We start from the raw sequence: 24,201 nt of genomic DNA on the forward strand, positions 1-24,201 counted from the left end.
ATTCCGCCCCCTACAGCTCGGACAGATCGCCCATGCCGCTTCCCAAGGCCGAACTCCACCTGCACATCGAAGGCACGCTGGAGCCCGAACTCGCCTTCGCCCTCGCCGACCGCAACGGCGTCGAGCTGCCCTACGCCGACACCGAGGCGCTGCGCGAGGCGTACTCCTTCAGCGACCTGCAGTCCTTCCTGGACCTGTACTACGCGCTGATGGCCGTGCTGCGCACCGAGGAGGACTTCGCCGACCTCGCCGACGCCTACCTCGCCCGCGCCGCCGGGCAGGGCGTGCGGCACGCGGAGATCTTCTTCGACCCGCAGGCCCACACCGCCCGCGGCGTGCCGCTGGCCACCGTGGTGAACGGTCTGACCGCCGCGCTGGAGCGCAGCGAGGAGCGGTACGGCATCAGCACCCGGCTGATCATGTGCTTCCTGCGCGACGAGTCCGCCGAGTCGGCGCTGGAGACCTTCGAGGCCGCCCGCCCGTACTTCGGCCGGATCGCCGGCATCGGCCTGGACTCCGCCGAGGTCGGTCACCCGCCGGTCAAGTTCCGCGAGGTCTACCGCCGGGCCGCCGAGGCCGGGCTGCACCGCGTCGCCCACGCGGGCGAGGAGGGCCCCGCCTCGTACATCACCGAGGCGCTGGACGTCCTCGGCGTGGAGCGGATCGACCACGGCCTGCGCTGCCTGGAGGACGGCGAACTCGTCGCCCGCCTGGTCCGCGAGCAGGTCCCGCTGACGCTGTGCCCGCTCTCCAACGTGCGCCTGCGCTGCATCGACACCCTCGCGGACCACCCGCTGCGCGAGATGCTGGACGCCGGGCTGCTGGTGACCGTCAACTCCGACGACCCGGCCTACTTCGGCGGCTACGTCGAGGACAACTTCCGCGCCGTGCGCGAGGCCCTCGCCCTGGAGCAGGAGACGCTGCGCCGCCTGGCCGCGAACTCCTTCCGCGCCTCGTTCCTGGACGAGGCGCGGCGCGCCGAACTCCTGGCCGAGGTCGAGGCGTTCGTCTTCGAGCCCTCGGAGCTCTGAGGGTTTCGGACCCTGATGATCCGGGCCGTCACCGCTCCCCGAGCGGTGACGGCCCGGTGCGCGCGTAGTGCAGCAGTGTCACGCCGTTGGTGAAGCGGTGGGTGTCGAGCAGGGTGAGCGGGACGGGCTCCGGGGTGGGGCGGAAGAGCAGGGTGCCGCGGCCGAGGACCACCGGGTGCACGTAGACCCGGAACTCGTCGACCAGGTTCTGCGCGAGGAAGGCCTCGGCCAGTTCGCCGCCGCTGAGGGCGAGGTCTGCGCCCTCGCCCCGGGTGAGGGCGCCGACCGTCTCCGGGGTGACCTCCCGGACGACCGTGGTGTTCCAGTCGGCGTGCTCGAGGGTGCGGGAGAAGGCGACCTTCGGCATGTCGCGCCAGATGCCCGCGAACTCCGCCATCCAGCCGGGCGCGTCCGGGTCCCGGTCGGCCGTGGGCCAGGTCGCGGCCATCAGCTCGTGGGTCCGCCGGCCGGAGACGAAACCACCCATGCGGGCGAGTACCCGGTTGAAGTGGCGGTGCAGTTCCTCGTCGACCCGGGACCAGCCGAGGTCGTGGTCCGGGCCCTCGAAGTAGCCGTCCAGGGAGACGTTCACGAACAGGACGATTCCGCGCCGCATCGGCCACCTCGCCGGGAAGGGGCCCGCCGCCCGCGCCACGGCGGGCGGGGGCGGCGGACGGGGTCAGAGCAGGGTGCTCCAGTAGTACCAGAACCGGTTCAGGACCAGCAGCGCCACGACGGCGTACCAGAGCGCGGGAACCGTCCAGTGGTAGCGCGCCAGTTCCCGCACCACCGGCCGCAGGCGGCGGCCGACGGGGATGACGCCGCTGCGCAGGTTGTGCAGGGTGGTGTACCAGAACAGCGGGATCATCGCCGTCCACACCACCATGCAGTAGGGGCACAGCGCGTTGATCCGGTAGAGCGCCTGGTACATCAGCCAGGTCACGAAGCCGATCCCGAAGACCGTCCCCGCCTGGAGGCCCAGCCAGAACCAGCGCCGGTACGTCGCCCCGGACAGCAGTCCGGCGCCGATCGCGATCACGACGGCGAAACCGACCAGGCCCAGCAGCGAGTTGGGGAAGCCGAAGGCCTCGGCCTGCGCGCTGCGCATGATCGAGCCGCAGCTGATGATCGGGTTGATGTTGCAACTGGGGACGTAGGACGGGTCCTTGAGCAGCCGCAGCTTGTCCAGGGTGAGGACGGCCGAGGCGAACAGGCCGACCGCGCCGCCGATCAGCAGCAGCCAGGCGTACGGGCGGCTCGCGCCGTACGTCCGGGCGGTCGGTGCGGCGGGGGCGGTCATCCGGCGACCTGCTGCTTCACCATCGCGGTGAACTGCTCGGGGGAGACGGCGTTCCCGCCGGTCAGGACGTCCAGCTTCTTGCCGTCCAGCTTGACGGTCGGGGTGCCGGTGACGTCGCTCTTGTTGAACTCCTCGTTCACCTTGGCCGCCCACGGCACGTAGGTGCCCTCCTGGACGGCCTTCACGAAGGAGTCCGTCTTGAGGCCCGGCACCTGACCGGCGAGGTCGAGGACGTGGTTGACGTCGCCGAAGGCGTCGCTGCTCTCCTGCGGCTGGTTGGCGTACAGCACGTCGTGGAAGGCCTTGAACTTGTCCACGCCCTCGTTCAGCGCGGCCCCGGCCGCCGCCAGCGCGGTGCGCGAGCCCTGGCCGCCGAGGTTGTTGTCCAGGAACGTCGCCAGGTGGTACTCGATCTTGTACGTGCCGTCGTCGGCGCCCTGCTGGATCGCCTTGCCGGTGCCGGTCTCGAGCTTCTCGCAGAACGGGCAGCGGAAGTCCTCGTACACGGACAGGGTGTGCGGGGCGTCGGCCTTGCCGTACGTGATCACCGTGCCGCCGGGGCCGGTGGCGTTGGCCGGGACGACCAGCGGGCCCTTGACGGCGGCGCTCGAACCGGAGCCGGAGGAGCCGCCGACGGCGAAGGCCACGCCGGCCGCGAGGGCCAGCACGGCGACGGAGGAGACGCCGACGACCACGCGGCGGCGGATGCGCTCGGAGCGCTCGGCCTGCTCGCGGGCGACGCGCATGCGCTCGGTGGCGGAGGTCTTCTTGGCGGTCTTGCGGGAGTTGCTCATGGGGTGTCGTCCTGTGCTCTCGGGCGTGCGGGGATGCGAGAGGGCCGACCGCCGGGGAACGGAGGTCTCAGGCGGCCGGGACGAACACCGGGGGACCGCGCCGCACGGCCGGGCGCACGCAGGCGCCCTCCGCGGGGACGGCGGGGCGGCTGGCCTCGGGCAGCGGCACCCGCACCACCGGACGGGCCGGGACGGGCGCGGCGAGCAGCCGCAGCAGCCGGGCGAGGGCCGGCAGGTGCCGGTGGGCGAACTCGCCGACCATGTGGAGCGTGCGGGCCAGGCAGGTCATCGCGGCGTCCGCCCGGCGCAGCCCGTACGCGCCGATCAGCGCGATCGCCGTGTGCAGCAGCAGGAGCAGCAGCACGCCGGTCTGCTGGGAGGCGCCGTGGCCGAGCAGGAACCCGCCCAGCGAGCCGCCGCCGCACAGCAGCGGCTGGAAGCCGTGCGCGGCCTGGGGCGGCAGGGAGGGGCAGCTGGACTGGGCGAGGCCGAAGAGCGCTCCGGCGCCCAGCTCCAGGGGGAGGAACACGGCGGCGACGGCCGCGTAGCCGCGCTCGCGGCCGGCCAGGGCGAAGGCCGCCGCGAAGACGGCGAGCCCGGCCAGGCCCATCGTGGCGAGCGGCAGCGCCCGGCCGGTGACCAGCACCTGGCCGAGACCGGCGAGCAGCACGACGAGCGCGGCGAAGACCGCCGCGCGCAGCGTCCTGGTGACCGGGCCGATGTCCATGGCATCCGAGTCTGCCACAGGTTGAAACCGGAACGGTCGGCGCGCGGGCCCGCTGTGAAGAGCCTCACCACCCGCGCTGAGCTGGGCTTATCCCCTCCTTACGGAGTGCGGCCCGCGCCCGGTGGGGGCAGACTGGGCCCATGCCGGAGCTGCCCGAGGTCGAGGCGCTGAGCGCCTTCCTGTCCGAACGGTTGACCGGGCGGGTGGTCGCGGCGGCCTGGCCGGTGGCGATCAGCGCGCTCAAGACGTACGACCCGCCGGTGACGGCCCTGGCGGGGCGCACCGTCACGGGGGTCTCCCGGCGGGGCAAGTTCCTGGACCTCGCGTTCCTGGGGCCCGGGGCCGACGGCCTGCACCTGGTCGTGCACCTGGCCCGGGCCGGCTGGCTGCGCTGGAAGGACGCCCTGCCCGCCGAGCCGCCGCGCCCGAGCCCGCGCAACCCGCTGGCGCTTCGGCTGCGCCTGGAGGACGGGGCGGGCTTCGACCTCACCGAGGCGGGGACGAAGAAGGGCCTCGCCGTGTACGTGGTCGCCGACCCGGCCGAGGTGCCCGGCGTCGCCCGGCTCGGGCCGGACCCGCTGGAGGTCACCGGGGAGGATTTCGCCGCCCTGCTGCACGGGGAGCGGCGGCGGATCAAGGGCGTGCTGCGTGACCAGGGCGTGCTGGCGGGGGTGGGCAACGCCTACTCGGACGAGGTGCTGCACGCGGCGCGGATGTCCCCGTACAAGATCGCGGCCGATCTGAGCGGCGAGGAGACGGACCGGCTGTACGAGGCGCTCGGCAGCACGCTGCGCGAGGCGGTGGAGCGCTCGCGGGGGCTGGCGGCGGGGGAGCTGAAGGCGGAGAAGAAGGTCGGGATGCGGGTCCACGGCCGCACCGGGCTGCCCTGCCCGGTCTGCGGGGACACCGTGCGCGAGGTGTCCTTCGCGGACTCCTCGCTCCAGTACTGCCCGACCTGCCAGACCGGCGGCAAGCCGCTGGCGGATCGCAGGCTCTCCCGCCTGCTGAAGTAGCGCGGCCGCAGCACCGCGCTACTTCTTCGTTCTTCTTCGGAGGGTCTCAGCGCTTGATCGCGACGCCGCCCCAGTAGTACGCGGCCTTCGGGTCCGCCGGCGGCTCGCCGTCCGGGCGCCAGGCGAGGACGGGGGCCAGGCCCGGCTCGACGAGGTCCCAGCCGTCGAAGAAGCGCAGCACGTCGTCGTGGGAGCGCGGCACCAGGGTCATCCCGCCGGCGCGGGCGGCCTCGGCGACCTTGCCGACCGCGACCGGGTCGAAGTCCTGGGTCGGCGTGGTCAGCGCCAGACAGCTGCCGGAGGGCAGGGCGTCGCGCAGGGCGGCGACGCGGCCCCACGGGTCGTCCTCGTCGGCGATCAGCATCAGCACGGCGATCATCAGCAGGCCGACCGGCTGGGTGAGGTCGAGCGTCGAGGTGAGCGCCGGGTCGGCGAACAGCTCCTCGGGCTTGCGCAGGTCGGCGTGGATGTAGGTGGTGCGGCTGGCCGGGCTGGAGACCATCAGGGCGCGGGCGTGGGCGAGCACGATCGGGTCGTTGTCGACGTAGACCACGCGGGTGCCGGGGCTGACGGACTCGGCGATCTCGTGGGTGTTGGGCGAGGTGGGGATGCCCGTGCCGAGGTCGAGGAACTGGCGGATGCCGTGCTCCTGGGCGAGGTGGCGTACGGCGCGGCCCTGGAAGGCGCGGTTGGCCTTGGCCATCTGCTTGACGCTGGGGACGGCCTCCTCGATGGCCTGACCCATGGCGCGGTCCGGCGGGAAGTTGGTCTTTCCGCCCAGCCAGTAGTCGTAGACGCGGGCCGAGTGGGGGGCGGTGGTGTCGACGCCGAAGCGTTCCCACTCGCTGAGCTCGACCCGGTCCGCGTCCACCTGCTGCTCGCCCGGCTGGGGGGAGTCCTGACTTGTCGTCATGGCCACGTCCTCTGATGGCAGATCATCACACTGGGAGGGCACAGCGTAGCGGCCCTCACGGGGAACCCGGGCGTCCGGTCGTCGAAGTGCGGGGGAAGTTCCGGAGAGTCGGTGTGCGGACGGTGCCCCTTTGGGCCGTCGGAGTGGTGATCGGGCCCGTCGGGGTCACCGTGGGTCAGCGGCTGTGGGCGGCGGGGCACACATCCAGAATGCTGTCTGATCGTCAGATTACTTCGCGAAGATTGCTGCTGGTCGCGGCCGGCATGTCCCTGCTCGGAGCCGCCGCCGGCTGCCGCAGCCCGTTCGCCGGCGAGCCCTCCGCCGCCGGCCCGCCCAGCCCGGAGGCCGCCGAGGCGGGGGCGATCGGGGCGGCTCCGACCGGCTCGCCCTCCCAGTGGGCGGCCTCCCCGACCCCGACCCTGACCTCGGCCACCTCCTCCCCGACGCCCTCCCCCGCGCCGCCCGCCTCGGCCGCCGCCCCCGCCGGCGCCACCGGGGAGCCCGTCCACCGGGTGCTCACCGAGCGCGAGAGCAAGCCGGTGTACGAGCTGGACGCGGCCCAGCGGGTGGTCGCCCTCACCATCGACGACGGCCCCGACCCCCGCTACACGCCGACGGTGCTGGCGCTGCTCCAGCAGTACGGCATCCGGGCCACCTTCTTCCTGATCGGCGAGAACGCCGTCGAGCACCCGGAGCTGGTGCGGGAGATCGCCGACCGGGGCCACCACATCGCCAACCACACCTGGACCCACCCGGACCTGCGGCACATGTCGGAGGGCAAGGTGCGCGACGAGCTGGAGCGCACCTCGGACCTGCTGCACCGCACCACCGGGCGGCTGCCCACCTGGTTCCGGGCGCCCGGGGGCGACTGGTCCCCGGTCTCTCTCAAGGTGGCCGCCGACCTAGGGATGCGGAACATGGGCTGGTCGGTGGACCCGCGCGACTGGGCCCGGCCCGGCACCTCGGCGATCACCGAGCGCATCCTGCGCGACGTCCGGCCGGGGGCGATCGTGCTCAACCACGACGGCGGCGGGGACCGCTCGCAGACGGTGGCGGCGTTGAAGACGTACCTGCCGACGCTGATCGACTCCGGGTACTTCTTCACGGCCCCGCCGAACTGAGGGCCCCGATTCCGCCGGTACCCGGGGTGACCGGGTACCGGCTTTGATGTCTAAACCACCCGAACGAGTGGATTGGGAGAACCGTTTCTGCGGATTTTGGGCCTCTAGGGTGATTTTGCACCAAGTCCCCCGGTACCTGCGCGTACCACCTGAAAGGCCCTCACACATGCGTCTCCGCAACGCCGCGCTCGCCGTCGCCAGCGCCGCCGCCCTCGTCCTCTCCGCCCCGCTGTCGGCCAGTGCGGCCACGGGCGAGTTCCTCTACAAGGTCGGCCCCGGCGTCCCCGCCGGGCTCGCCGACCCCGAGAGCGGCACGTGCATCAACCTCTTCGGCGCCACCGAACAGGACCCGGCCTTCGCGCCGGAGAACTTCACCAGCTCCACCGCGACGGTCTTCCTGGACTTCGACTGCAGCGGCGACACGTTCTACGTGATGAACCCCGGCAAGCGGCTCGGCGACCGGCTCAAGCTGCGCTCCGTGGTCTTCTCCTGACCGGGTGGCCCGGGCCGGGCGGTCGGCGTACGTTCGAACTGTCCGGCCCGGTCGCCGGAGCCCCCCGCTGCCCGTGATCGGGACGCGACGGGCCTCGGGCCCCGGCGTCGCCCCGCAGACGCGAGTGTGAAGACGGGCCCGAGCAGCGCCGAAGGAGGCCCGGGATGACCGGCAAGGGCTACGCACACCCGGAGTCGCTGGTGAGCACCGAGCGGCTCGCCCACCACCTGGACGACGGGACGGTCCGGATCGTCGAGGTGGACGAGGACACCGACGCCTACGACCGGGCCCACATCCCCGGCGCGGTGGGCTGGAACTGGACGACCGACCTGCGCAGCGGCGTCGGCCGCGACTATCTGGACCGCCAGGGCGTCGAGCACCTGCTGCGGGCGGCCGGCGTCGAGGAGGACACCGTCGTCGTCCTCTACGGCGGCAACAGCAACTGGTTCGCCGCGTACGCCTTCTGGCTGCTGCGGCTGCGCGGCTTCGGCCCGGTGCGGCTGCTGGACGGCGGGCGCAAGAAGTGGGAGCTGGAGGGCCGCGAACTCACCGCCGAGGTCATGGACTACCAGCACACGTCCTACCGGCTGACCGGCCCCGAGCGCCCGCAGCTGCGGGCGCTGCGCGACGAGGTGCTGGCCAGGGCCGAGGTCTTCGCCAAGCCCGGCGCCGACTCCGTCCTCGTCGACGTCCGCTCGCCCGCCGAGTTCCGGGGCGAGCTGATCGCCCCGGCGCACCTGCCGCAGGAGCAGGCCCAGGTGCCCGGGCACATCCCCGGCGCGGTGAACGTGCCCTGGTCCCAGGCTGCCCGGGAGGACGGCTCCTTCCGTCCGGCCGAGGAACTGCGGGCGCTGTACGGCGGCCGGGGCGTGGAACCCGAGCGCGAGGTGATCGCCTACTGCCGGATCGGGGAGCGCTCGGCGCACACCTGGTTCGCGCTGACGGAGCTGCTGGGCTACCCGCACGTCAAGAACTACGACGGCTCGTGGACGGAGTACGGCTCGCTGGTGCGGGCGCCCGTCGCACTGGGGGCCTGAGCGGCCCGCAGCGGGGGCGGGGGTGACGGCTGGGGCGTGAGGGGCTGGTGGCGGTGCTGCGGCGCCGCCATTTCGGCCTGTTTCTTATCATGAACATCTCATCATGGGGGAGTGGTTCGGGCTCCACCGGGACATGGATCGATCCACCGTCGTTCCCGTTCGACGTTTCCGACGTTCCGGTGATCCTGGAGGACCACGTTGCGCAAGAGGCTGATCGTCTCCGCCGCCGCCAGTGCCCTGAGCCTGCTGCTCGTCGTCCCGGCCTCGGCCGCGGACTTCCAACCCGGCGCCCCCGGGGTGGGCGACCCCTACTACCCGACCTACGGCAACGGCGGCTACCGCGTCTCGCACTACGACATCCGGCTGAAGTACCAGCCCGTCACCGACGAGCTGGAGGGCACCACCACCATCCTGGCCACGGCCACCCAGGACCTCTCGCGCTTCAACCTCGACTTCGCCCTCAACGTCTCCGAGGTCCGCGTCAACGGCCGGGCCGCCACCTTCGCCACCAGCGGCGAGCAGGAGCTGGAGATCACCCCCGCCCGTCCGCTGGCCAAGGGCAGCCAGGCCACCGTGGTCGTGCGCTACAAGGGCGTGCCCTCCACCGTGAAGAAGTACGGATTCACCGGCTGGCTGCGCACCCCCGACGGCGGGATCGCGGCCAACGAGCCCGAGGCCGCCTGGTGGTGGTTCCCGAGCAACGACCACCCCAGCAACAAGGCCACCTACGACGTCTCGGTGCTCGTCCCGGACGGCAACCAGGTGATCAGCAACGGCGTGCTGACCGGCACCAGTTCGCAGGCCGGCTGGACGCGCTACAGCTGGCGCGAGAACAAGCCGCAGGCCACGTACCTGGCCACCCTCGCGGTCGGCAAGTTCGACATCACCCAGGACACCACGGCGAGCGGGCTGCCCGTCTACAACGCCTACAGCAAGGACCTCGGCGAGAACGCCGACGCCGCCCGCGCCAGCGTGGAGCGCACCGGCGAGCTGGTGGACTTCCTCAGCGGCTACTTCGGCGACTACCCGTTCAGCTCCATCGGCGGGTACGTGCCCAACGTGCCCACCCGGTACGCGCTGGAGACCCAGACCCGGGTCTTCTACAGCCCCCGGCAGTTCGCCAAGGGCGCCAACACCTCGGTGGTCGTGCACGAGCTGGCGCACCAGTGGTACGGGGACAGCGTCTCGGTGGCGCGCTGGAGCGACATCTGGCTCAACGAGGGCTTCGCCAGCTACGCGCAGTACCTCTGGTCCGAGCACGAGAACGAGGGCACCGCGCAGCAGTTGGCGGACTTCGTCTACGCCTCGCACCCGGCCGAGGACCCGTTCTGGACGGTCAAGCCGGGCGACCCGGGCGCGCAGAACCAGTTCTCCAGCGCCGTCTACGACCGGGGCGCCGTCGCGATCCAGGCGCTGCGCGTCAAGGTCGGCGACGAGAAGTTCTTCCAGATCCTCAAGGGCTGGCCGACGGAGCACCGCTACGGCAACGCCACCGTCCAGGACTTCCAGGCGTACGCGGAGAAGGTGTCCGGTCAGCAGCTCGGGGACTTCTTCACCACCTGGCTGTTCACCCCGGCCAAGCCGGCCGTCGGGCCGGGCGGGGCGAAGCCGGCCTCGTTGAACGCGCAGGCGAAGGACGCGGTGCCGGTGGAGCCGAAGTCCTGGAAGAAGATCCAGGAGGCCAACGCGGGCCACGGCGAGGGGCGTTGACCTCGACGCTGTGAGGGGCGGGGCGGCCCGGGTCCTCGCCGGGCCGCCCCGCCCGTGTGAGCGGGGTCAGGCGGGGGAGGTCGCGGTGGCGGCGGCCAGTGCTCGGGCCTCGGCGAGGACGGTCTCCTCGATCCCGTACAGGAAGCGCTCCATCTCCGCCCGGGGCAGCACGGCCGGGTCGGCCGTCATGGCCAGGCTCACCGCGTCGCCCGACTGCGCCGCGTCCAGCGCGTACGTCAGCCCGGGGCGCGGCTCGAACTCCACCGGCCAGGTGAGGGTGGTCGCGCCCGGCTCGCCGGGGGCGTCGGCGCCCGGGGGGACGACCTCGCGGATGTCGTTGAAGACGCAGGAGCGGTCGGCGAGCGGCACTCCCTCGGCGGCCAGCTCCGCGACCTGGGCGTCCAGGGCCGTCTTGTCGTAGTAGGCGTTCAGGTAGCCGCCGAGCGCGGCGGCGTGGGTGCGGCGCACCAGGGCGCCGAACTCCCCGTCCGCCTCCGGGAGGTGGATCAGCACCTCGCCCGCGACGGCGGCCACCGCGTTGGCCAGCTCGGGCAGGAAGCGGTTGCTGACCACGACGTCGAGCAGCGCCTCCGTCGAGCCGGACAGCCGGGCCGTCATGGCGGCGGTGGCGGCCAGCAGGACGGAGGAGGTGCTCGCCCGGTGGCCGGCGGCGACCTGCTCGACGGCGCGGGCCAGGGCGGGGGAGCGCAGCACCGCGTTGGGGAACAGGGCCGTGGGGTCGGGGGCCGCCTCGGGTTCCGGGAACTGGCGGGCCGGGCCGCCGCGCAGCTTGCGCAGGAAGTCGCGGCGGGCGTTGCCGTCCCGTCGCGCCCCCCGGGGCGAGCGCTGGAACTCGGCCTCCTCCAGCGGCTGGCGGGCGGGGACGCGCAGCCCGTCCAGCTCGGCGGGGGAGCTGCCGAGGCAGAGGGCGGCGAGGTCGGCGATCAGGCGGCTCATGCCCGCGCCGTCGACGGCCGTGTGGGGGAGCACCACGCTGGCGTAGCGGACGAGGCCGTCCCGCTCGATCACCGCGACGTGCAGCGGCCATTCGGCGGCGGTGTCGAAGGTGCGGGCCGAGAGCTCCCCGTGCAGCCGGGCGCCGGCCTCGGGCAGGTCCTCCGCGTCCGAACAGGAGTGCACCTCCAGGGTCAACGTGCCGTCGGAGTCTAGGACTTGGAGAAGCTGCCCGTCCTCGTCGGGGAGCAGCCGGGTGCGCAGGGACTCGTGCAGGTGGAGCAGCTTCCCCAGGGCGTCGATCAGGACGGGCAGGGGGAGGCCGGGGTCGATCGGGGCGCCGCCGGCGACGTTGTAGCGCGGGGCGTCGGCGGGGGCGAGGGCGCGGATGGTGTCCCAGTAGGCGCGCTGGCCCCAGGTCGCCGGTCCGGAGCCGGAACGGCCGGACGTGAAGGGGATCTCCAGGAGTTGACGGTTGGTCACCGGTCCTGCTCTCCAATGGGGTCGCGGTGGTGGGGGAGGTGCCGGTGCGTGGGGAGCGCGGGTGCTGCTGGGGAGCAGTCTGGCGCACGGTGCCCGGGGCGTCGAGGGGCCGGCCGGGGGCGGTGGGGCGGTCGGGGAGGGTGGTCCGGCCTGCGAAAATAGGGGTTTCGCAATCTCTTGGCATCAAGTATCTTGACGTCGAGATTAAATCCGGAGGCACCAGGGGGAGCCGACATGCGGGACAACGGACTGATCGCCCAGCTGCGGCGGCCACCGGGCGGGCGGGACGCGCGCATCATGCTGCTGGCACAGGGCATCGACCGCACCGGCACCGGCGTGTGGGCGGCGGCCTCGGTGCTCTACTTCACCTTCGTCTGCGGCCTCGACGAGCGGCAGCTGGGCCTGATGCTCGGAGTCGCCGCCGTCGCCGGGATCGCCGGATCGCCCCTGGCCGGGCGGGCCGCCGAACGGTTCCCCGTCCGCGGCCTGCTGATCACCAGCCACCTGCTGCGGCTGGGGACGATGGGCCTGATGCTCGTCGTCCACGACTTCCTCGCCCTGCTGCTGGTCGTCGCCGTGACCTGCCTGGCCGAGCGCTCCGCCAAGACGCTGGAGATGCTGTTCGCCAGCCGGGTCGCGGGGGAGCAGCGCGGCACCTTCCAGGCGCTGTTCCGCAGCATCGCCAACGCCGGGTACGCCGTCGGCGCGGGGATCGCGGCCGTCGGCCTCGCCTTCGGCACCACCACCGCGTACCAGCTGCTGATCCTCGGCAACGCGCTCTCGTACGTCCTCGCCGCCGAACTCGTGCGCCGCACCCGGGAACCGGCCGGGCGGGGGCTGCTCACCGCCCCGGACCCCGTGGCCGTGGAGCAGGAGGGCGCCGCTCCGCGCGGGCCGTGGCGGGACCGGGGCTACCTGCTGTTCGTGCTGATGGACATGCCGCTCAGCCTGGACGACTCGATCCTCAACGTCGGCCTGCCGGTCTGGCTCGTCCACCACACCTCGGCCCCGCACGCGGTCGTGCCGGTCTTCCTGGTGCTCAACACCGTCCTCGTCGTCGCGCTCCAACTGCGCGTCTCCGCCTGGGCCGCCGACGCCCGCGGCGCCACCCGGGCGGTGCGCTGGTACGGCGTCACCCTGCTCGCCAGCTGCCTGCTCATCGCGGTATCCGCCGGGGCCGGGGCGTGGACGGCCTCGCTGGCGCTGCTGGCCGCCGCCATGCTGATCACCTTCGCGGAGCTGCTGCGCTCGGTCACCTCCTGGGAGCTCGCCGTCAGCCTCGCCCCGGCCGGGGCGGGCGCCTCGTACCTGGGGGTCGCCGGGATGTCCCAGTCGGTGCAGCGGGCGGCCGGGCCGCTGCTGCTGACGGGCGCGGTGATGGCCGCGGGCCCGCTCGGCTGGATCACCCTCGGCGCGGCGGCGACGGGCCTGGGCGCCCTCCAGCGCCGGGCGAGCCTGCGGCGGCTGGACGCGCTGGCGGCCGCCCGGCCGGTGGCGGTGGCGTGCTGATGCGCTCCCCCGCCGGGATGCGCTCCTAGCCGACCCGCCAGAGGCGGACGAGGCCCGCGCGGCAGGCGGCGGCGACCACGGCGCCGTCCGGGCTGACGGCGAGGTCGCGGACGAGGGGCTGGGGGTTCTCCACGTTGAGGTACTTCAGCAGGCGGGCCGCGCGCGTCTCGGCCTCGGGGACGTGGAGGGTCGCGATCGGGCGGCCGGAGGGGACGTCCCAGACGTGGATCTCCTCGCCGCCCCCGTAGGCGGCGCCCGTGCGGCCGTCGGCGCTCAGGGCCAGCGTCGGCGCGGCCGGGACGACGGCCGTGTCCACGGCGGCGGTCGCCAGGTTCGTCCCGGTGTCGAACAGGACGACGGCGCCCGAGCGCGCCCGCTTGTTCGGGGCGCCGCCGACGGCCAGCATCCGGCCGTCCGGCCCGAAGGCCAGGGAGTGGGCCGCCGCCATCGCGTTGGTGTGCAGGACGCTGAGCAGGGCACGGCTGTCGGCGTCGAGGAGCGTGACGGCGGCGCCGCCGCCGGTGCGCGGGCCCGGGGCGCCGCCGACCGCCAGCATCCGGCCGTCCGGGCTGAACGCCGCGCAGTGGCCCCGGAGTTGGACGGTGCGGATGGCGCGGCCGGTCGCGAACTCCCAGAAGGTCAGGTCCCGGTAGCGGCTGATGGTCGCCAGCACCGCGCCGTCCGGGCTGTGGGCGAGGCCGCCGGTGACGATGTCGCTGCGGTACCGGTGGGAGGCGGTCACGGTGCCGGTGGCGGTGTCCCAACGGACGGCGTCGACGGACAGCGGCACGTAGTTCGTCACCGGCACGCCCTCGACCAGCGTCAGCGCCCGGCCGTCGGGGCTGTAGGAGAGGTGGCCGATGGTGGTGCGGGTGCCCGACTCGGGCTCCCCCCACTGCGCGAGCTGCCCGCCGGAGGCGAGGTCCCACAGGCGGACGGCCGGGCGGCGCGCGCCGCCGGCGGTGGCGAGGGTGCGTCCGTCCGGGCCGAACGCGAGGGCGGAGACGCGCTCGTGGGCCAGCACGGCCATGCCGCTGCGCAGCCAGCGGGTGGCGGTGGGCGGCCGGTCGAGCACCGTGGGCTCCCGGCGGGGTTCGGCGGGCTGCGGCCTAAGCGGTTCAGGGGCCGGTTCGCGCGTCGGGGCCGGTGCGCGCGTCGGGGCCGGTTCAGGTGTCGGGGCCGGCGCCGGCCGGGCGTCCCCCAGCATCGCCAGCGCCTGCGCCACCGTCGGCCGGGCCGCCGGGTCCTTCTCCGTGAGCGCCGCGATCAGCGGGGCCAGCCGCCCCGCGCGCGTCATCGGCGGCAGCGGATCGACGGCGACGGCCATGACCGTCCCCGTCCAGGTGGGGCGGGTGAACGGCGAGTGGCCCTCCACCGCCTCGAACAGGGCCACGCCCAGGCTGAACAGGTCCCCGGCCGGCACGTCCATCCCGTCCCGGCGTTCCGGCGCCAGGTAGGAGGCCGATCCGATGACCACACCGGTCTCGGTGAGGCCCGTCTCGCCGATGCCCTTGGCGATGCCGAAGTCGGTGAGCAGACAGCGGCCGTCGGCGTCGTTGAGCATGATGTTCAGCGGCTTGACGTCCCGGTGGACGATCCCGGCCTCGTGCGCGAACCCGAGCGCCGACAGCATCTGCGCCGCCAGCAGCGCCGCGTCCTCCACCGCCATCGGCCCGGCCCGCAGCGCCTCGGCCAGGGTGCGGCCCCGCACGTACTGCATCACCGTCCAGGGCGCCCCGCTCTCCAGGACCACATCGTGCACGGTGACGATGTTCGGGTGGTCCGCCAGCGCGGCGGCCCGGCGGCCCTCGCCGGCGGCCCGGCTCAGGAACTCGGCCTGGTGGACGGGCGCGATCGCGTCGAGGGAGACCTCCTTGATCGCCACCGCCCGGTCGAGCAGCGTGTCCCGCGCCTCCCAGATCCTGCCCATCCCGCCCTTGGCGATCTCGCGCTCCAGGACGTACCGCCCGCCGCCGATGTGCTGCACGAAGACCCCACCCCTGGAAGAGCTTTGACGTGTGACGGCAGCAGCCTACTGACCGTACGTGACGTGGTCGTCCTCCTCCGGTGCCCACCAGCCGATCGGGTACGGTCGTGGGCCGGTGGGGAGGGTGGGGAGGGTGGGCATGGGGCTTCGGCGGCTTTCCGTCCGGATGCGGGCGGCGATCGCCTCGGCGGTGGCCTCGGTGCTGGCGTTCGGGCTGGCGACGGTCTGGGTCGGCGACGCGGTGCGGCAGCAGTGGGTGCCCGCCGCCGAGGCGCGGGCGGCGGGGGACGCGGCGCTGCTGGAGCAGGCGGTGGCGACCAGCATCCACGGGTGGCTGGGGGCGCCGCCGATCGAGGGGTACCAGGACTCCCCGTACGTGATCCTCTACCAGGACGGCACCTGGGCGAAGTCCGACCGGATGACCCCCGGCGAGTTCCAGGGCCTCGCCCCGCTGCCCTCCCGCGCGCCCGAACTCTCCAGCCAGCGCGTCACCCTGCCGGTGGTGCAGGGCGCCTCCGCCAGACCGTCGGACGGGGCCTCGCCGGGGGCGCTGCCGGGGGCGGGCTCCGGCGGGCCGGGCCACAGCGCCACCTTCATCCGGCGGACCACCGGCACCGTCCAGGGCGACCGCCTCGTCCGGCTGATGGGTCCGCCGCAGCGCAACGCCCAGCAACTCACCATCTACGTCATGGTCGACGACACCATGGCCAACCGCGCCTCGGCCCTGGTGAACCGCATCCTCGGCTGGTACCTCGTGCCCGGCGCCTCGCTGTTCGTCGCCCTCGTCGCCTGGTGGGTGACGGGGCTCGCGCTGCGCCCGGTGGAGGCGATCCGCCGGAGGATGGAGCGGATCGGCGGCGGGGCGTTCCACGAGCGCGTGCCGGTGCCGCCGGGCAGGGACGGCATCGCGCGGCTCGCCGAGACCACCAACACCACGCTGGGGCGGCTGGAGCACGCCGTCACCGAGCAGCGCCGCCTCGTCGCGGACGCCTCGCACGAGCTGCGCACACCCGTCGCCGTGCTGCGCCACTCGCTGGAGGTGGCGCTCGCGCACCCGGAGCAGGCCCGCTGGCCGGAGGTGGTGGCGGAGGCGCTCGCCGACACCGAGCGGCTCCAACTCCTGGCCGACGACCTGCTGTTGCTCGCCCGCACCGAGGAGCGGCGGACGGTCGAGGAGGAGGTGGACCTGCACGACCTGGTCGCCGAACAGGTCGCCGAACGCGGGTGCCTGCCCGGCGGGCCGAGGGTGTGCGCCCCGCGGCTGGACGAGGCGAGCGTCCGGGGCACGGAGGTGCTGCTCGGCCGGGTGCTGCGCAACCTGCTGGACAACGCGGTGCGGCACGCGGCCGGGGAGGTGCTGGTCTCGCTGCAGGTCGCCGACGGGCGGGCCGTGCTGACCGTCGCCGACGACGGCCCCGGCATCCCCGCCGCCGACCGGGAGCGGGTCTTCGAGCGGTTCGTCCGACTCGACGACGCCCGGGGCAGGGTGGACGGCGGCGCGGGCCTCGGGCTGGCCCTCGTCCGGGGCATCGCGGGCTCGCTGGGCGGGACGGTCCGGGCGGTCGAGCCGGGCTCCGGGCGGGGCGCGGAGCTGGTCGTCGAGCTGCCGGTGTCGGTTTCAGGCGCGGATCGTCAGCCTGCGGGCCCGGTCCAGCGGTAGACGGTGACTCCGCCGCCGGAGGCCGTCACTCCGTACCCCGTCGGTGGCATCGGCACCCCGTCGGAGCGTCGGCCGGGGGAGGCGGGCGTCCGCTGCTCGTCCCGGTCCAGCAGCGCGAGCCACTCCGCCACCGGCCGGTCCCAGGGCCCCTCGGTGCCCGGGGGCGTCAGGAAGGGGTAGAGGGAGACGGTGCAGCGGGCCGTCAGCTGCGGGGCCAGCGCGTTCGCGGCCGCGACCCGGGCGCCGTCCGGGATCACCGCCAGCGCCCGTCGCGCCTCGGCGATCCGCAGCCCGGGCGGGCCGGGCGCGGGCCGGGGCAGGGCGACGGCCGCCACCAGCAGCGCGATCAGCGGGATCGTCCGCCGGAACCGGCCCGCCCGCCGCAGGCCGTCCGCGCCCGCCACGAACAGCACCGGCATCAGGACGGCGCTGTAGTGGTAGTCGGTGCCCCAGTAGTTCGGGCTGTCGGCCCAGAACCGGGCGGCCAGCGGCGCCGCCGCGAGCAGCACCAGCGGCGAGCGCAGCGCCAGGAAGGCCGTCGGCACCAGCAGGGCGAGCACCGTCCAGCCCTTGACCCCGGGCAGCAGCAGGCGCGAGAACGGATCGCCGCCCTCCCAGGCGCCCTTGCCCGCGTACGCGTAGTGCCCGTCCGGGTTGACGGCGGGGATCACCACCAGCACCGCCACCGCCGTCACCACCACGGCGGCCGCCACCACCGCCACGCCCAGCCGGCGGTGCCGCCGGGCCGCCAGGTACGCGCCGATCCCGGCCACCAGCAGCCCCTGGTCCTCCTTCACCAGCAGCAGCGGCAGGGCCCAGCAGGCCGCCGCCACCGCCCGGTCGCGGGCGAGCGCCTCCAGGGCGAAGGCGGCGAGCGGGACGGCGAAGGCCACCTCGTGGAAGTCGAACTCCAGTGCCGCCCAGAGCCCCCAGGACAGCCCGTACGCCGTGCCGAGCAGCGCTCCGCCGAGCCGGCCGGACACCTCGACCGCCAGCCGCGTCACCGGCACCGCCGAGACGGCGATCAGCACGGCCTGCGCCACCAGCAGCGTCACCGGGCCGGGGAACACCCGGTACACCGGCGCGAGCAGCGCGAGGACGGGGCTGAAGTGGTCCCCGAGCAGGTTGAACCCGGTGCCCTTCAGGGCGGAGACCGGCGGGCCCAGGCCGGCGTAGCCGCGCACCCCCTGCTCGAAGATCCCGAGGTCGAACCCGGTGGTCTCGAAACGGAGTTGGCGCGGCACCGAGACCGCGCAGTAGAGCGCGCACAGGACCACGGCGAGGAGGTGGGGAATCGATCGTCTGGACACGGCCGAGACCGTAGGGAAGCCCCGCTGAAGGGCTTCTGAACCAACCTGAAGATCCTTTCAGACTCCCGCCACCGCCCCCGGGGCCGGTTTAAGCTCGCCCGGTGAGACTCCTGTTGGTCGAGGACGAGGAACGGCTGGCGCGCTCGCTCAGCCGGGGGCTGCGGGCCGAGGGCTACGCCGTCGACGTGGCGCACGACGGCCCGGACGGCCTGGCGCGGGCCGCGTCGGGTGGGTACGCGGCGGTGGTGCTGGACCTGATGCTGCCCGGGATGAGCGGCTTCAAGGTCTGCGAGGAACTGCGCCGCGCCGGGAACCCCGTACCGGTGCTGGTGCTGACGGCGAAGAACGGCGAGTACGACGAGGCCGACGCGCTGGACTGCGGCGCGGACGACTTCCTCAGCAAGCCCTTCTCCCACGTCGTCCTCGCCGCCCGGCTGCGCGCCCTCCTGCGCCGCGGCGGCGCAGGGCGCCCCGCCGCCCTGGAGGTCGGCGACCTCACCGTCGACCCCGCCGCCCGCCGCTGCACCGTCGCCGGGGAGCAACTGCGCCTCACCGCCAAGGAGTTCGGCGTCCTGGAATGCCTGGCCCGCCGCCCGGACCAGGCGATCCCCAAACCCGAGATCCTCGACGCCGTCTGGGACAACGCCTTCAGCGGCGACCTCAACATCGTCGAGGTCTACATCTCCGCCCTCCGCCGCAAACTCGCCCGCGCCCGCGCCCGCTGCGAGATCCAGACGGTCCGCGGCCTCGGCTACCGCCTCACCCCCCTCCGTCCGGCGCCCGGCGCCCGGTGAACACGCCGGGCGCCGGGCCTGCGCCGCCCCGCGGGTCAGCGGGTGGCGGTGAGGAGGTGGTAGTCGAGGAGGCCGTCGCGCCAGGCGGGGAGGAAGTTGCGGGTCCAGTGGCCGGCGGGGACGGTGTCGGCGAGGTAGCGGTCGAGGCCTGGCCAGACGTCGGGGCCGATGGGTTCGACGGACACCGAGGTGAAGCCGGCGGCGGCGAGGTCGGTGGTGAAGTCGCCGAGGGTGTGGGGGATGTCGAGGCCGTCGGCGAAGCTGGCGAGGAGGATCTTGAGGCGCTCGGCGATGTCCGCGCCGGGGGCGGCGAAGAACGTGGTGACCACCAGGCGCCCGCCGGAGCGCAGGACGCGGGCGCTCTCCCGGGCGAAGCTCGTCAGTTCGCGGAAGTGCTGGGCGGCCTCGACGGAGAACACGCCGTCCAACGAGGCGTCGGGGAAGGGCAGTTCGTCGGCGGAGCCCAGGGTGTAGGCGAGCCGGTCCGGATAGGTGGCCAGGGCGAGGGCGTTGACGGCGCGGGCGCGCTCGATCTGGTCGGGGTGGATGTCCACGCCCGTCACCGAGGCGAACCGGAACTCCCGTAGCGCCAGCGCCGCCCCGAGCCCCCGCCCGCAGCCGACCTCCGCCAGCCGCGTCCGCTCCCGGGGCTCCTCGAAGACGCGCAGCGCCCGGCGGTAGAGCTGCTCCTGACTGCGCACCCGGTCCTCGGGTGTCGGTGCGGCGAGGTCGATCCCCTGCCAGTCGCCGAAGTTGATGAATCCCCCGGCGAAGGACGGCGCGGTCGACAGGTCGTCCGTGCCGTAGGTGCGCCGTACCGTCGGCGGGATGTGGTTGTGGTCCATGGCCGCCAGGCCTCCGTGCTCGCGTCGCACCCGACCGTCGGGCGCGCCGGGGTACGTACCCAAACCGGCACCGGATAGAACACGGAAAGTGACGAAGGGTCGTCACCCCGTGAGGGGCGACGACCCGAGTCCGTCGTGCCGGACCTACTGGAGGGCGCGGGCCCGGTTCTCCCAGGCCTCGATCTCGGTGAGGACCGTGACGAAGGCGCGCACGGCCGCGGAGACCTCGCGGGCGGGGGTGCGCAGGACGCGGGAGTAGCCGGAGACCTGACGCATGATCGCCCCGAGGGCGACGACGTCGGTCGCGCTGTGTCGCACCTGCTCACCGGTCTCGATCAGCCCGGTGAGCATGGCGGACCTTTCGGGGCCGCGTTCCTCCTCGGGCTGCTGCTCGAGGATGTCGAGCGTCGCGTGGATTCCGGCGTTGATGTCGGCCATCCGCCGGCCGAACGCCTCGGCGCTGGACCGCAGGGCGGCGGACGGAGCGGCGATGGCGTCGGAGAACCGCTTGACGACCACCAGCGCGGCACTGGGTGACCGGTTCGGTTCGGAGGTCAACTCCTCGGCGGCGACGGCGAAGTGCATGGCCGCCTCCTCCATGTCCGCGAGGTCCGCCATGGAGGCCTCCATCTGCAGCTCGGCCTGGGCGATCCGTTCGAAGAGTCCGGGGGCGCTGTCCTCGGGCTCCTCGGGTTCCCCGGTCCCCGCGACCGCGGGGACGAGCGTTGCGCGTGCCGGGTCGGCCGGGGCGAAGGCGTTGAACCCCTTGCCGAGCCCCTCCGCGAGGAACCGGTGGAGCTGTTCACGCGCCTGGACCAGGCCGCTGCGGTCGCGCCGGAAGCGGATGGTGCGCTTGCGGGCGATGTCGAAGGGCAGGAGCCCCGTCTCGCCGATCAGGATCGTCGGCTTTCCGGCGCGGTCGCGGTAGCCGAGCTCGTACATGACGTTCGGGTTCCCGCCGCTGACGTCGGCGATGACGAGGTCGTCCCCGTTGAGGTGGGCGAGGATCTGATCGGTGATCTCTCCGGCGTCGGCGATCGCGTCGGCGCGCAGCGGGTCGATGCCGTGCGGGCGGCAGGCGGCGCGGACGACTTCGTCGTAGACGAGCAGGGCCCGCTCGAAGACGCGCCGCTCCGCGCTGTCGAGTTCCGCGTGCTCGTCCCCGATGGGGCCGATGACGAAGCAGCTGGGCGCGGCCGGGGGGTCGTCCGGCTCGGGCGCGGTGATCGGCATGACGGTCATCGCGTGTCCTCCGTGCCGGTGCTCGGGCCGTCGAGGCGGGTGGCGTAGTCGGCGCCCGCCGCCAAGTCGTTGGCGTGGACAGGCAGTTCCTCGATGTCCAGGGCGCGCAGGAGGGAGGTGGTGGGGACGCGGTACTGGTGCCCGACCCGGAGGACGAGGCAGGGGAACCAGCCGAGGTGGACAAGCCGGTAGGCGGTGGCCAGGCACACGCCGAAGGCCCTCGCGGCGGTGCTGAGGTCCACGCACAGCGGCAGGTCGAACGCCTCGGCGAACGAGAGTGCGCGTTCGGGGGAGTAGCTCATCGGGGGCTCCCGGCAGGTCGGAGGGACAGGGTTCCGATGCGCCGGCCGGCCCTCGGCCGGCGGGCCCGGTGAACGATCTCGTGCAGCCCGATCCCGGCCGCCATCGCGCCGAGGCGTTCGCCGGTGAGGCGCTCGCGGGACACGGTGAAGTGCAGCGGCGCGGCGAGGCCGTCCGGGCGGTCGGGCGGGGCGATCTGGAGTTCCCAGGAGGCCGGGTCGGCCGACGGGGGCTGCCAGAGGCCACCGCGCTTGTCCGTCAGCGCGGTGAAGTGACGGACGGTCCGCTCGCGGCACCCCTGCTTGGCGACACGCCAGGCGTTCCCGGTGGCCGCGCGCATCAGGCGCTCACCGGCGAGCCCGTCGCCGGTGTCCTCGAAGCGCAGGGAGCCCTCGATCATCGCCTCGACGGCCGCGGCCTCCAGGTCGTTGCGGTCGGTGCGGAGCCGGCGGTGGATGTGGTGAACGGCGGGCCGCAGCCGGGGGAGGGCGAGCCAGACCGGCAGGACGTCCCAGAGGGGCTGCGGTGCCGGGGGCCGGGCGGTCTGGACGGCGAAGCGCCACACCGCCCGGGCGAGGGGGCCCGCGCGGTCCGGGCCGTGCACGAGTCGGCGGGCCTCGGCCGGGGTGAGGTCGAAGCGGCCGTCCGTGGTGGTGACGCGGAAGGCGTGCGGGAGGCCGGTGTCGGGCCGTGCGACGCGGGACTCGACCAGGTCGAAGAGTCGGGTGGGAGGGAGTGGAGCCACGGTTTCTCCTGATCGGAGGGAACGGTCGGCGGAGGTCAGGGGCTCGGCTCGAGGTTCGCGGGTCGAGCGGCGATCTGCCGGAGGGCGGACGCGGCACGTCGTACGGACGCGGCCAGGCCGGCGAGCGCGGAGGTGAGGGTGAGCATGTGCGCCGTCAGGTCGGGCGGCAGGAGGTGCGGCCGTTCTTCGGCGGGGGGCCGCTGCCGACGCGCGTGGTCGGGCGAGGGCCCGTAGTGGTTGGTGATGTAGATCGCCTTCACCTGGGCGCCGTTGAGGTTGGCGCCGTTCTCGACGTACTGGTGGTGGGGCGGGCCCCCGGGCGACGACGGCTCGCCGCCCGGGAACCCGCGGTCGGCGGGGGCCGTGGTCACCTGGTCCCCGCGGACTCGGAGCCGGTCGTCACGTGGTTCTCGACGCTGTGGACGATCGAGTCCATGGCGTTGACGCCGTTCTGGAGCCGCTGGACGCGGACCGACCGGGTGGGAGGGGCAGGGCGGGCCCGGCCGGCGCCGCCCGCGTCGGGGTTCGGGACGGGGCCCGAGGGCACGGGCGCGTCCGGCGCCGGGCCGGACTCGGGCGGGAGCAGGTCGCCGGACGGCGTGGGCACGTACATCCAGGCGCGCTGGGCGAAGTCCTTGCCGTCGACCTCGGCGTGGACCTCGGTGAAGCGTTCGCGGGGCAAGCCGCAGTAGCCCCCCACGACCACCTCCTGGTAGAGCGGGTCGGAGACGATCGCCACCAGCGGGGTGGCGTTCGGGCTGCCGAGGTCGAGGTAGCGGCGCGCGGGCCGGGAGTCGAGCAGCCTGTGGAGTTCGCTGCGGGGCGTGGCGTTTCCGTCGCCGGGCCGGCCGCCGGTCAGCGGCACGGAACCGGCGTGCAGGCTCAGTCGGAGCCGCACGTTCAGGCCGACTCCGCGGGCGTTGTAGGCGAGGAGGACCTCGTTGAACCGGTCGATGAACGGGTGGACGACGAAGGGGAGGAACTCCGGGGGGAAGCCGAAGGACAGCCCGTCGCCGGTGTTGGTGGTGAACGGCCGGGGCATGGAGCCGAGCCCGGCGAGGTCGAGGGCCCGGTCGAGGGTCTCGGTGATGGCCCGGCTCAGGGCCGCCTGCTTCGCGGCCGGCAGCTTCATGGAGTCCTTGGCGTCCACCGCGAGCAGGCCCTGGCGGGGCGGGAGGGGGAGGCTGACGAATGTGGCGTGGTCGTACGGCTCGGACACGGCACTCCTCGATGGAATGGGATTTCCGGACCGCGGGGGCGGTCGCATTTCGAGGATGTGCGGCCGGCGGAGGCCGGGAGGGAAAGAATTTTCCCTCCTGATCGAAGTGTGACGTGGATCACTTCGGATTCTCGCCGGGAGGGTGCGTTCCGAATGCGCCGTTTCCGTGAATCAGTCGTCCAGGCGGGCGGTTTCGCGCAGGACTCCCTGGTCCCGGATCTCGACGTCGGGCCATTCCGCGCGCACGGCGCCGGACGTGGAGAGGTCGGCGATGGCTTTCCGGAGAGTCGGGAGGGTGATGCCGAGCATTCCAGCCATGGCCTTCTGGGTGATCCCGCGCAGGGTCGGCGACCCGCAGCGTCGGGACAGGTCGAGCAGGAGTCGGCTGGTCACGGCGGCCGAGCCGAAGCGGCGTGCCCCCGTGAGCCGGTTTGCGGCGAGGTGCTGCTCGTGGGCGCTGAGCAGGAGCTGCTTGAGCAGGTCGTGCTGCTTGATGAAGGCCAGGAACTGGGTGCCGCCCACGGCGAGGGTGACGGTGCGCCGGACGGCGTGGACGTTCGCGTTGCGCGGCCGGCCGCCGAGCACGCCGGTGTCGCCGAGGAGCTCGCCGCGGCAGCGCAGGTCGAGGAAGGTCTCGCTGCCGTCGGCGTGCGGGTCCGTCACCTGGGCCCAGCCGTTGACGATCAGCAGCACGTCGTCCACGGCCGTCCCCTTGATCAGGATGGGTTCACCGGGGCGGTATTCCTTCCTCCGCCCCTTCCTGAACAGTTCTGCCAACTTCTGGCTGCAATCCATGGCACTCCTTCCGGATTCCCCATCATTTCGTTCCGGTGACCGCAGGTCTGATCCGCGACGTCCGGTTCGTCGTCCTGGAAGAAATGATGAGGAATCCGAGGGGCGTGAAACAGGGTGTGAAACGCCGAATGGTGCGACGGAAATGCGTGCGCATCGAATCGGGTCCGGAGCAGGCCGCGACATGCGCACTTGCGTGCGCCCCGTCCGCGATTCCTAACC

The 24,201-nt window shown here is 73.6% G+C and carries 24 protein-coding genes; 9 read left to right on the forward strand and 15 right to left on the reverse strand.

Translation table 11 applies throughout. The annotated features are described in order from the left end of the window. The first annotated feature begins 32 nt into the window (after positions 1-32). Positions 33-1,031: an adenosine deaminase gene (locus tag ACIRRS_RS08035; protein ID WP_402966587.1), complete on the forward strand. Its 999-nt coding sequence runs from the start codon at positions 33-35 to the stop codon at positions 1,029-1,031. A 28-nt stretch (positions 1,032-1,059) separates the two neighbouring features. On the opposite strand, the gene ACIRRS_RS08040 is transcribed toward ACIRRS_RS08035, so the two are convergent. The 4 genes from ACIRRS_RS08040 to ACIRRS_RS08055 form a co-directional block, all read right to left on the reverse strand. Next, on the reverse strand, positions 1,060-1,647 hold the full coding sequence (locus ACIRRS_RS08040) for a dihydrofolate reductase family protein (protein WP_402966589.1): 588 nt from the start codon (positions 1,645-1,647) through the stop codon (positions 1,060-1,062). Positions 1,648-1,710: 63 nt separating this feature from the next. Beyond that, on the reverse strand, positions 1,711-2,331 hold the full coding sequence (locus ACIRRS_RS08045; RefSeq protein ID WP_402966591.1) for a vitamin K epoxide reductase family protein: 621 nt from the start codon (positions 2,329-2,331) through the stop codon (positions 1,711-1,713). Beyond that, positions 2,328-3,125, reverse strand: coding sequence for a DsbA family protein (locus ACIRRS_RS08050; RefSeq protein ID WP_402966593.1), 798 nt, complete (start codon positions 3,123-3,125; stop codon positions 2,328-2,330). The genes ACIRRS_RS08045 and ACIRRS_RS08050 overlap by 4 nt, the downstream gene beginning before the upstream one ends. Before the next feature lie 67 nt (positions 3,126-3,192). Beyond that, positions 3,193-3,852 carry a hypothetical protein gene (locus ACIRRS_RS08055; RefSeq protein ID WP_402966595.1) on the reverse strand — a complete coding sequence of 220 codons (660 nt, stop codon included), beginning with the start codon at positions 3,850-3,852 and terminating at the stop codon, positions 3,193-3,195. Positions 3,853-3,992: 140 nt separating this feature from the next. On the opposite strand from ACIRRS_RS08055, the gene ACIRRS_RS08060 reads away from it, so the two are divergent. Beyond that, positions 3,993-4,865, forward strand: coding sequence for an Fpg/Nei family DNA glycosylase (locus ACIRRS_RS08060; RefSeq protein ID WP_402966597.1), 873 nt, complete (start codon positions 3,993-3,995; stop codon positions 4,863-4,865). Between the two features lie 46 nt (positions 4,866-4,911). On the opposite strand, the gene ACIRRS_RS08065 is transcribed toward ACIRRS_RS08060, so the two are convergent. Then, the gene (locus ACIRRS_RS08065; protein ID WP_402966599.1) at positions 4,912-5,778 is read right to left on the reverse strand and encodes an SAM-dependent methyltransferase; all 867 of its coding nucleotides are present in this window, start codon (positions 5,776-5,778) and stop codon (positions 4,912-4,914) included. Positions 5,779-6,041: 263 nt separating this feature from the next. On the opposite strand from ACIRRS_RS08065, the gene ACIRRS_RS08070 reads away from it, so the two are divergent. From ACIRRS_RS08070 to ACIRRS_RS08085, 4 genes are all read left to right on the forward strand, one after another. Further along, complete coding sequence (locus ACIRRS_RS08070) at positions 6,042-6,899, forward strand: polysaccharide deacetylase family protein (RefSeq protein ID WP_402966601.1); 858 nt, start codon at positions 6,042-6,044, stop codon at positions 6,897-6,899. 166 nt (positions 6,900-7,065) lie between these two features. Continuing rightward, the gene (locus tag ACIRRS_RS08075) at positions 7,066-7,392 is read left to right on the forward strand and encodes a hypothetical protein (RefSeq protein ID WP_402966603.1); all 327 of its coding nucleotides are present in this window, start codon (positions 7,066-7,068) and stop codon (positions 7,390-7,392) included. A gap of 164 nt (positions 7,393-7,556) precedes the next feature. Then, on the forward strand, positions 7,557-8,429 hold the full coding sequence (locus ACIRRS_RS08080; protein WP_402966605.1) for a sulfurtransferase: 873 nt from the start codon (positions 7,557-7,559) through the stop codon (positions 8,427-8,429). Between the two features lie 198 nt (positions 8,430-8,627). Further along, entirely contained in the window at positions 8,628-10,139 is a 1,512-nt protein-coding gene (locus ACIRRS_RS08085) for a M1 family metallopeptidase (RefSeq protein WP_402966607.1), read from the forward strand. A gap of 66 nt (positions 10,140-10,205) precedes the next feature. Here the strand turns inward: ACIRRS_RS08085 and ACIRRS_RS08090 are convergent, their stop codons facing one another. Then, positions 10,206-11,576 (reverse strand): condensation domain-containing protein, encoded by a 1,371-nt coding sequence (locus ACIRRS_RS08090; protein WP_402966609.1) that lies wholly within the window; start codon positions 11,574-11,576, stop codon positions 10,206-10,208. 234 nt (positions 11,577-11,810) lie between these two features. Here ACIRRS_RS08090 and ACIRRS_RS08095 point away from each other — a divergent pair, with 234 nt between their 5' ends. Beyond that, positions 11,811-13,085, forward strand: coding sequence for an MFS transporter (locus ACIRRS_RS08095; RefSeq protein WP_402966611.1), 1,275 nt, complete (start codon positions 11,811-11,813; stop codon positions 13,083-13,085). A gap of 25 nt (positions 13,086-13,110) precedes the next feature. Here the strand turns inward: ACIRRS_RS08095 and ACIRRS_RS08100 are convergent, their stop codons facing one another. After that, complete coding sequence (locus ACIRRS_RS08100; protein WP_402966613.1) at positions 13,111-15,072, reverse strand: WD40 repeat domain-containing serine/threonine protein kinase; 1,962 nt, start codon at positions 15,070-15,072, stop codon at positions 13,111-13,113. A gap of 139 nt (positions 15,073-15,211) precedes the next feature. On the opposite strand from ACIRRS_RS08100, the gene ACIRRS_RS08105 reads away from it, so the two are divergent. After that, a complete protein-coding gene (locus ACIRRS_RS08105) occupies positions 15,212-16,732 on the forward strand; it encodes a sensor histidine kinase (protein ID WP_402966615.1) in 1,521 nt (506 codons plus the stop codon). On the opposite strand, the gene ACIRRS_RS08110 is transcribed toward ACIRRS_RS08105, so the two are convergent. After that, positions 16,705-18,042 (reverse strand): DUF2079 domain-containing protein, encoded by a 1,338-nt coding sequence (locus ACIRRS_RS08110; RefSeq protein ID WP_402966617.1) that lies wholly within the window; start codon positions 18,040-18,042, stop codon positions 16,705-16,707. The two genes, ACIRRS_RS08105 and ACIRRS_RS08110, sit on opposite strands and share 28 nt — an antisense overlap. A gap of 101 nt (positions 18,043-18,143) precedes the next feature. Between ACIRRS_RS08110 and ACIRRS_RS08115 the strand changes: the two genes are divergently transcribed. Beyond that, positions 18,144-18,836 carry a response regulator transcription factor gene (locus ACIRRS_RS08115; RefSeq protein WP_402966619.1) on the forward strand — a complete coding sequence of 231 codons (693 nt, stop codon included), beginning with the start codon at positions 18,144-18,146 and terminating at the stop codon, positions 18,834-18,836. 35 nt (positions 18,837-18,871) lie between these two features. On the opposite strand, the gene ACIRRS_RS08120 is transcribed toward ACIRRS_RS08115, so the two are convergent. The 7 genes from ACIRRS_RS08120 to ACIRRS_RS08150 form a co-directional block, all read right to left on the reverse strand. Next, positions 18,872-19,681 carry a class I SAM-dependent methyltransferase gene (locus ACIRRS_RS08120; RefSeq protein ID WP_402966620.1) on the reverse strand — a complete coding sequence of 270 codons (810 nt, stop codon included), beginning with the start codon at positions 19,679-19,681 and terminating at the stop codon, positions 18,872-18,874. Positions 19,682-19,825: 144 nt separating this feature from the next. Continuing rightward, the gene (locus ACIRRS_RS08125; RefSeq protein WP_402966621.1) at positions 19,826-20,923 is read right to left on the reverse strand and encodes a hypothetical protein; all 1,098 of its coding nucleotides are present in this window, start codon (positions 20,921-20,923) and stop codon (positions 19,826-19,828) included. After that, positions 20,920-21,225 (reverse strand): DNA-binding protein, encoded by a 306-nt coding sequence (locus ACIRRS_RS08130; protein WP_402966623.1) that lies wholly within the window; start codon positions 21,223-21,225, stop codon positions 20,920-20,922. Before ACIRRS_RS08130 ends, ACIRRS_RS08125 begins: the two co-directional genes overlap by 4 nt. Beyond that, complete coding sequence (locus ACIRRS_RS08135) at positions 21,222-21,968, reverse strand: hypothetical protein (RefSeq protein WP_402966625.1); 747 nt, start codon at positions 21,966-21,968, stop codon at positions 21,222-21,224. Before ACIRRS_RS08135 ends, ACIRRS_RS08130 begins: the two co-directional genes overlap by 4 nt. Positions 21,969-22,003: 35 nt before the next feature. Beyond that, positions 22,004-22,339: a hypothetical protein gene (locus ACIRRS_RS08140; protein WP_402966627.1), complete on the reverse strand. Its 336-nt coding sequence runs from the start codon at positions 22,337-22,339 to the stop codon at positions 22,004-22,006. Then, positions 22,336-23,187 (reverse strand): hypothetical protein, encoded by an 852-nt coding sequence (locus tag ACIRRS_RS08145; protein WP_402966629.1) that lies wholly within the window; start codon positions 23,185-23,187, stop codon positions 22,336-22,338. Before ACIRRS_RS08145 ends, ACIRRS_RS08140 begins: the two co-directional genes overlap by 4 nt. A 171-nt stretch (positions 23,188-23,358) precedes the next feature. Next, on the reverse strand, positions 23,359-24,165 hold the full coding sequence (locus ACIRRS_RS08150; protein WP_402966631.1) for a Crp/Fnr family transcriptional regulator: 807 nt from the start codon (positions 24,163-24,165) through the stop codon (positions 23,359-23,361). Positions 24,166-24,201: the final 36 nt, after the last annotated feature.

Source organism: Kitasatospora sp. NPDC101183, from assembly GCF_044767945.1.
Classification (GTDB): Bacteria; Actinomycetota; Actinomycetes; order Streptomycetales; family Streptomycetaceae; genus Kitasatospora.

Excerpts from the sequence above, each read along its gene's own strand:
- ACIRRS_RS08060 (WP_402966597.1), top strand. The coding sequence starts at position 3,993 with ATGCCGGAGCTGCCCGAGGTCGAGGCGCTGAGCGCCTTCCTGTCCGAA.
- ACIRRS_RS08070 (WP_402966601.1), top strand. The coding sequence starts at position 6,042 with ATGTCCCTGCTCGGAGCCGCCGCCGGCTGCCGCAGCCCGTTCGCCGGC.
- ACIRRS_RS08045 (WP_402966591.1), bottom strand. The coding sequence starts at position 2,331 with ATGACCGCCCCCGCCGCACCGACCGCCCGGACGTACGGCGCGAGCCGC.
- ACIRRS_RS08080 (WP_402966605.1), top strand. The coding sequence starts at position 7,557 with ATGACCGGCAAGGGCTACGCACACCCGGAGTCGCTGGTGAGCACCGAG.
- ACIRRS_RS08075 (WP_402966603.1), top strand. The coding sequence starts at position 7,066 with ATGCGTCTCCGCAACGCCGCGCTCGCCGTCGCCAGCGCCGCCGCCCTC.
- ACIRRS_RS08055 (WP_402966595.1), bottom strand. The coding sequence starts at position 3,852 with ATGGACATCGGCCCGGTCACCAGGACGCTGCGCGCGGCGGTCTTCGCC.
- ACIRRS_RS08095 (WP_402966611.1), top strand. The coding sequence starts at position 11,811 with ATGCGGGACAACGGACTGATCGCCCAGCTGCGGCGGCCACCGGGCGGG.
- ACIRRS_RS08035 (WP_402966587.1), top strand. The coding sequence starts at position 33 with ATGCCGCTTCCCAAGGCCGAACTCCACCTGCACATCGAAGGCACGCTG.
- ACIRRS_RS08105 (WP_402966615.1), top strand. The coding sequence starts at position 15,212 with ATGGGGCTTCGGCGGCTTTCCGTCCGGATGCGGGCGGCGATCGCCTCG.
- ACIRRS_RS08065 (WP_402966599.1), bottom strand. The coding sequence starts at position 5,778 with ATGACGACAAGTCAGGACTCCCCCCAGCCGGGCGAGCAGCAGGTGGAC.
- ACIRRS_RS08130 (WP_402966623.1), bottom strand. The coding sequence starts at position 21,225 with ATGAGCTACTCCCCCGAACGCGCACTCTCGTTCGCCGAGGCGTTCGAC.
- ACIRRS_RS08120 (WP_402966620.1), bottom strand. The coding sequence starts at position 19,681 with ATGGACCACAACCACATCCCGCCGACGGTACGGCGCACCTACGGCACG.
- ACIRRS_RS08050 (WP_402966593.1), bottom strand. The coding sequence starts at position 3,125 with ATGAGCAACTCCCGCAAGACCGCCAAGAAGACCTCCGCCACCGAGCGC.
- ACIRRS_RS08040 (WP_402966589.1), bottom strand. The coding sequence starts at position 1,647 with ATGCGGCGCGGAATCGTCCTGTTCGTGAACGTCTCCCTGGACGGCTAC.
- ACIRRS_RS08150 (WP_402966631.1), bottom strand. The coding sequence starts at position 24,165 with ATGTCGCGGCCTGCTCCGGACCCGATTCGATGCGCACGCATTTCCGTC.
- ACIRRS_RS08125 (WP_402966621.1), bottom strand. The coding sequence starts at position 20,923 with ATGACCGTCATGCCGATCACCGCGCCCGAGCCGGACGACCCCCCGGCC.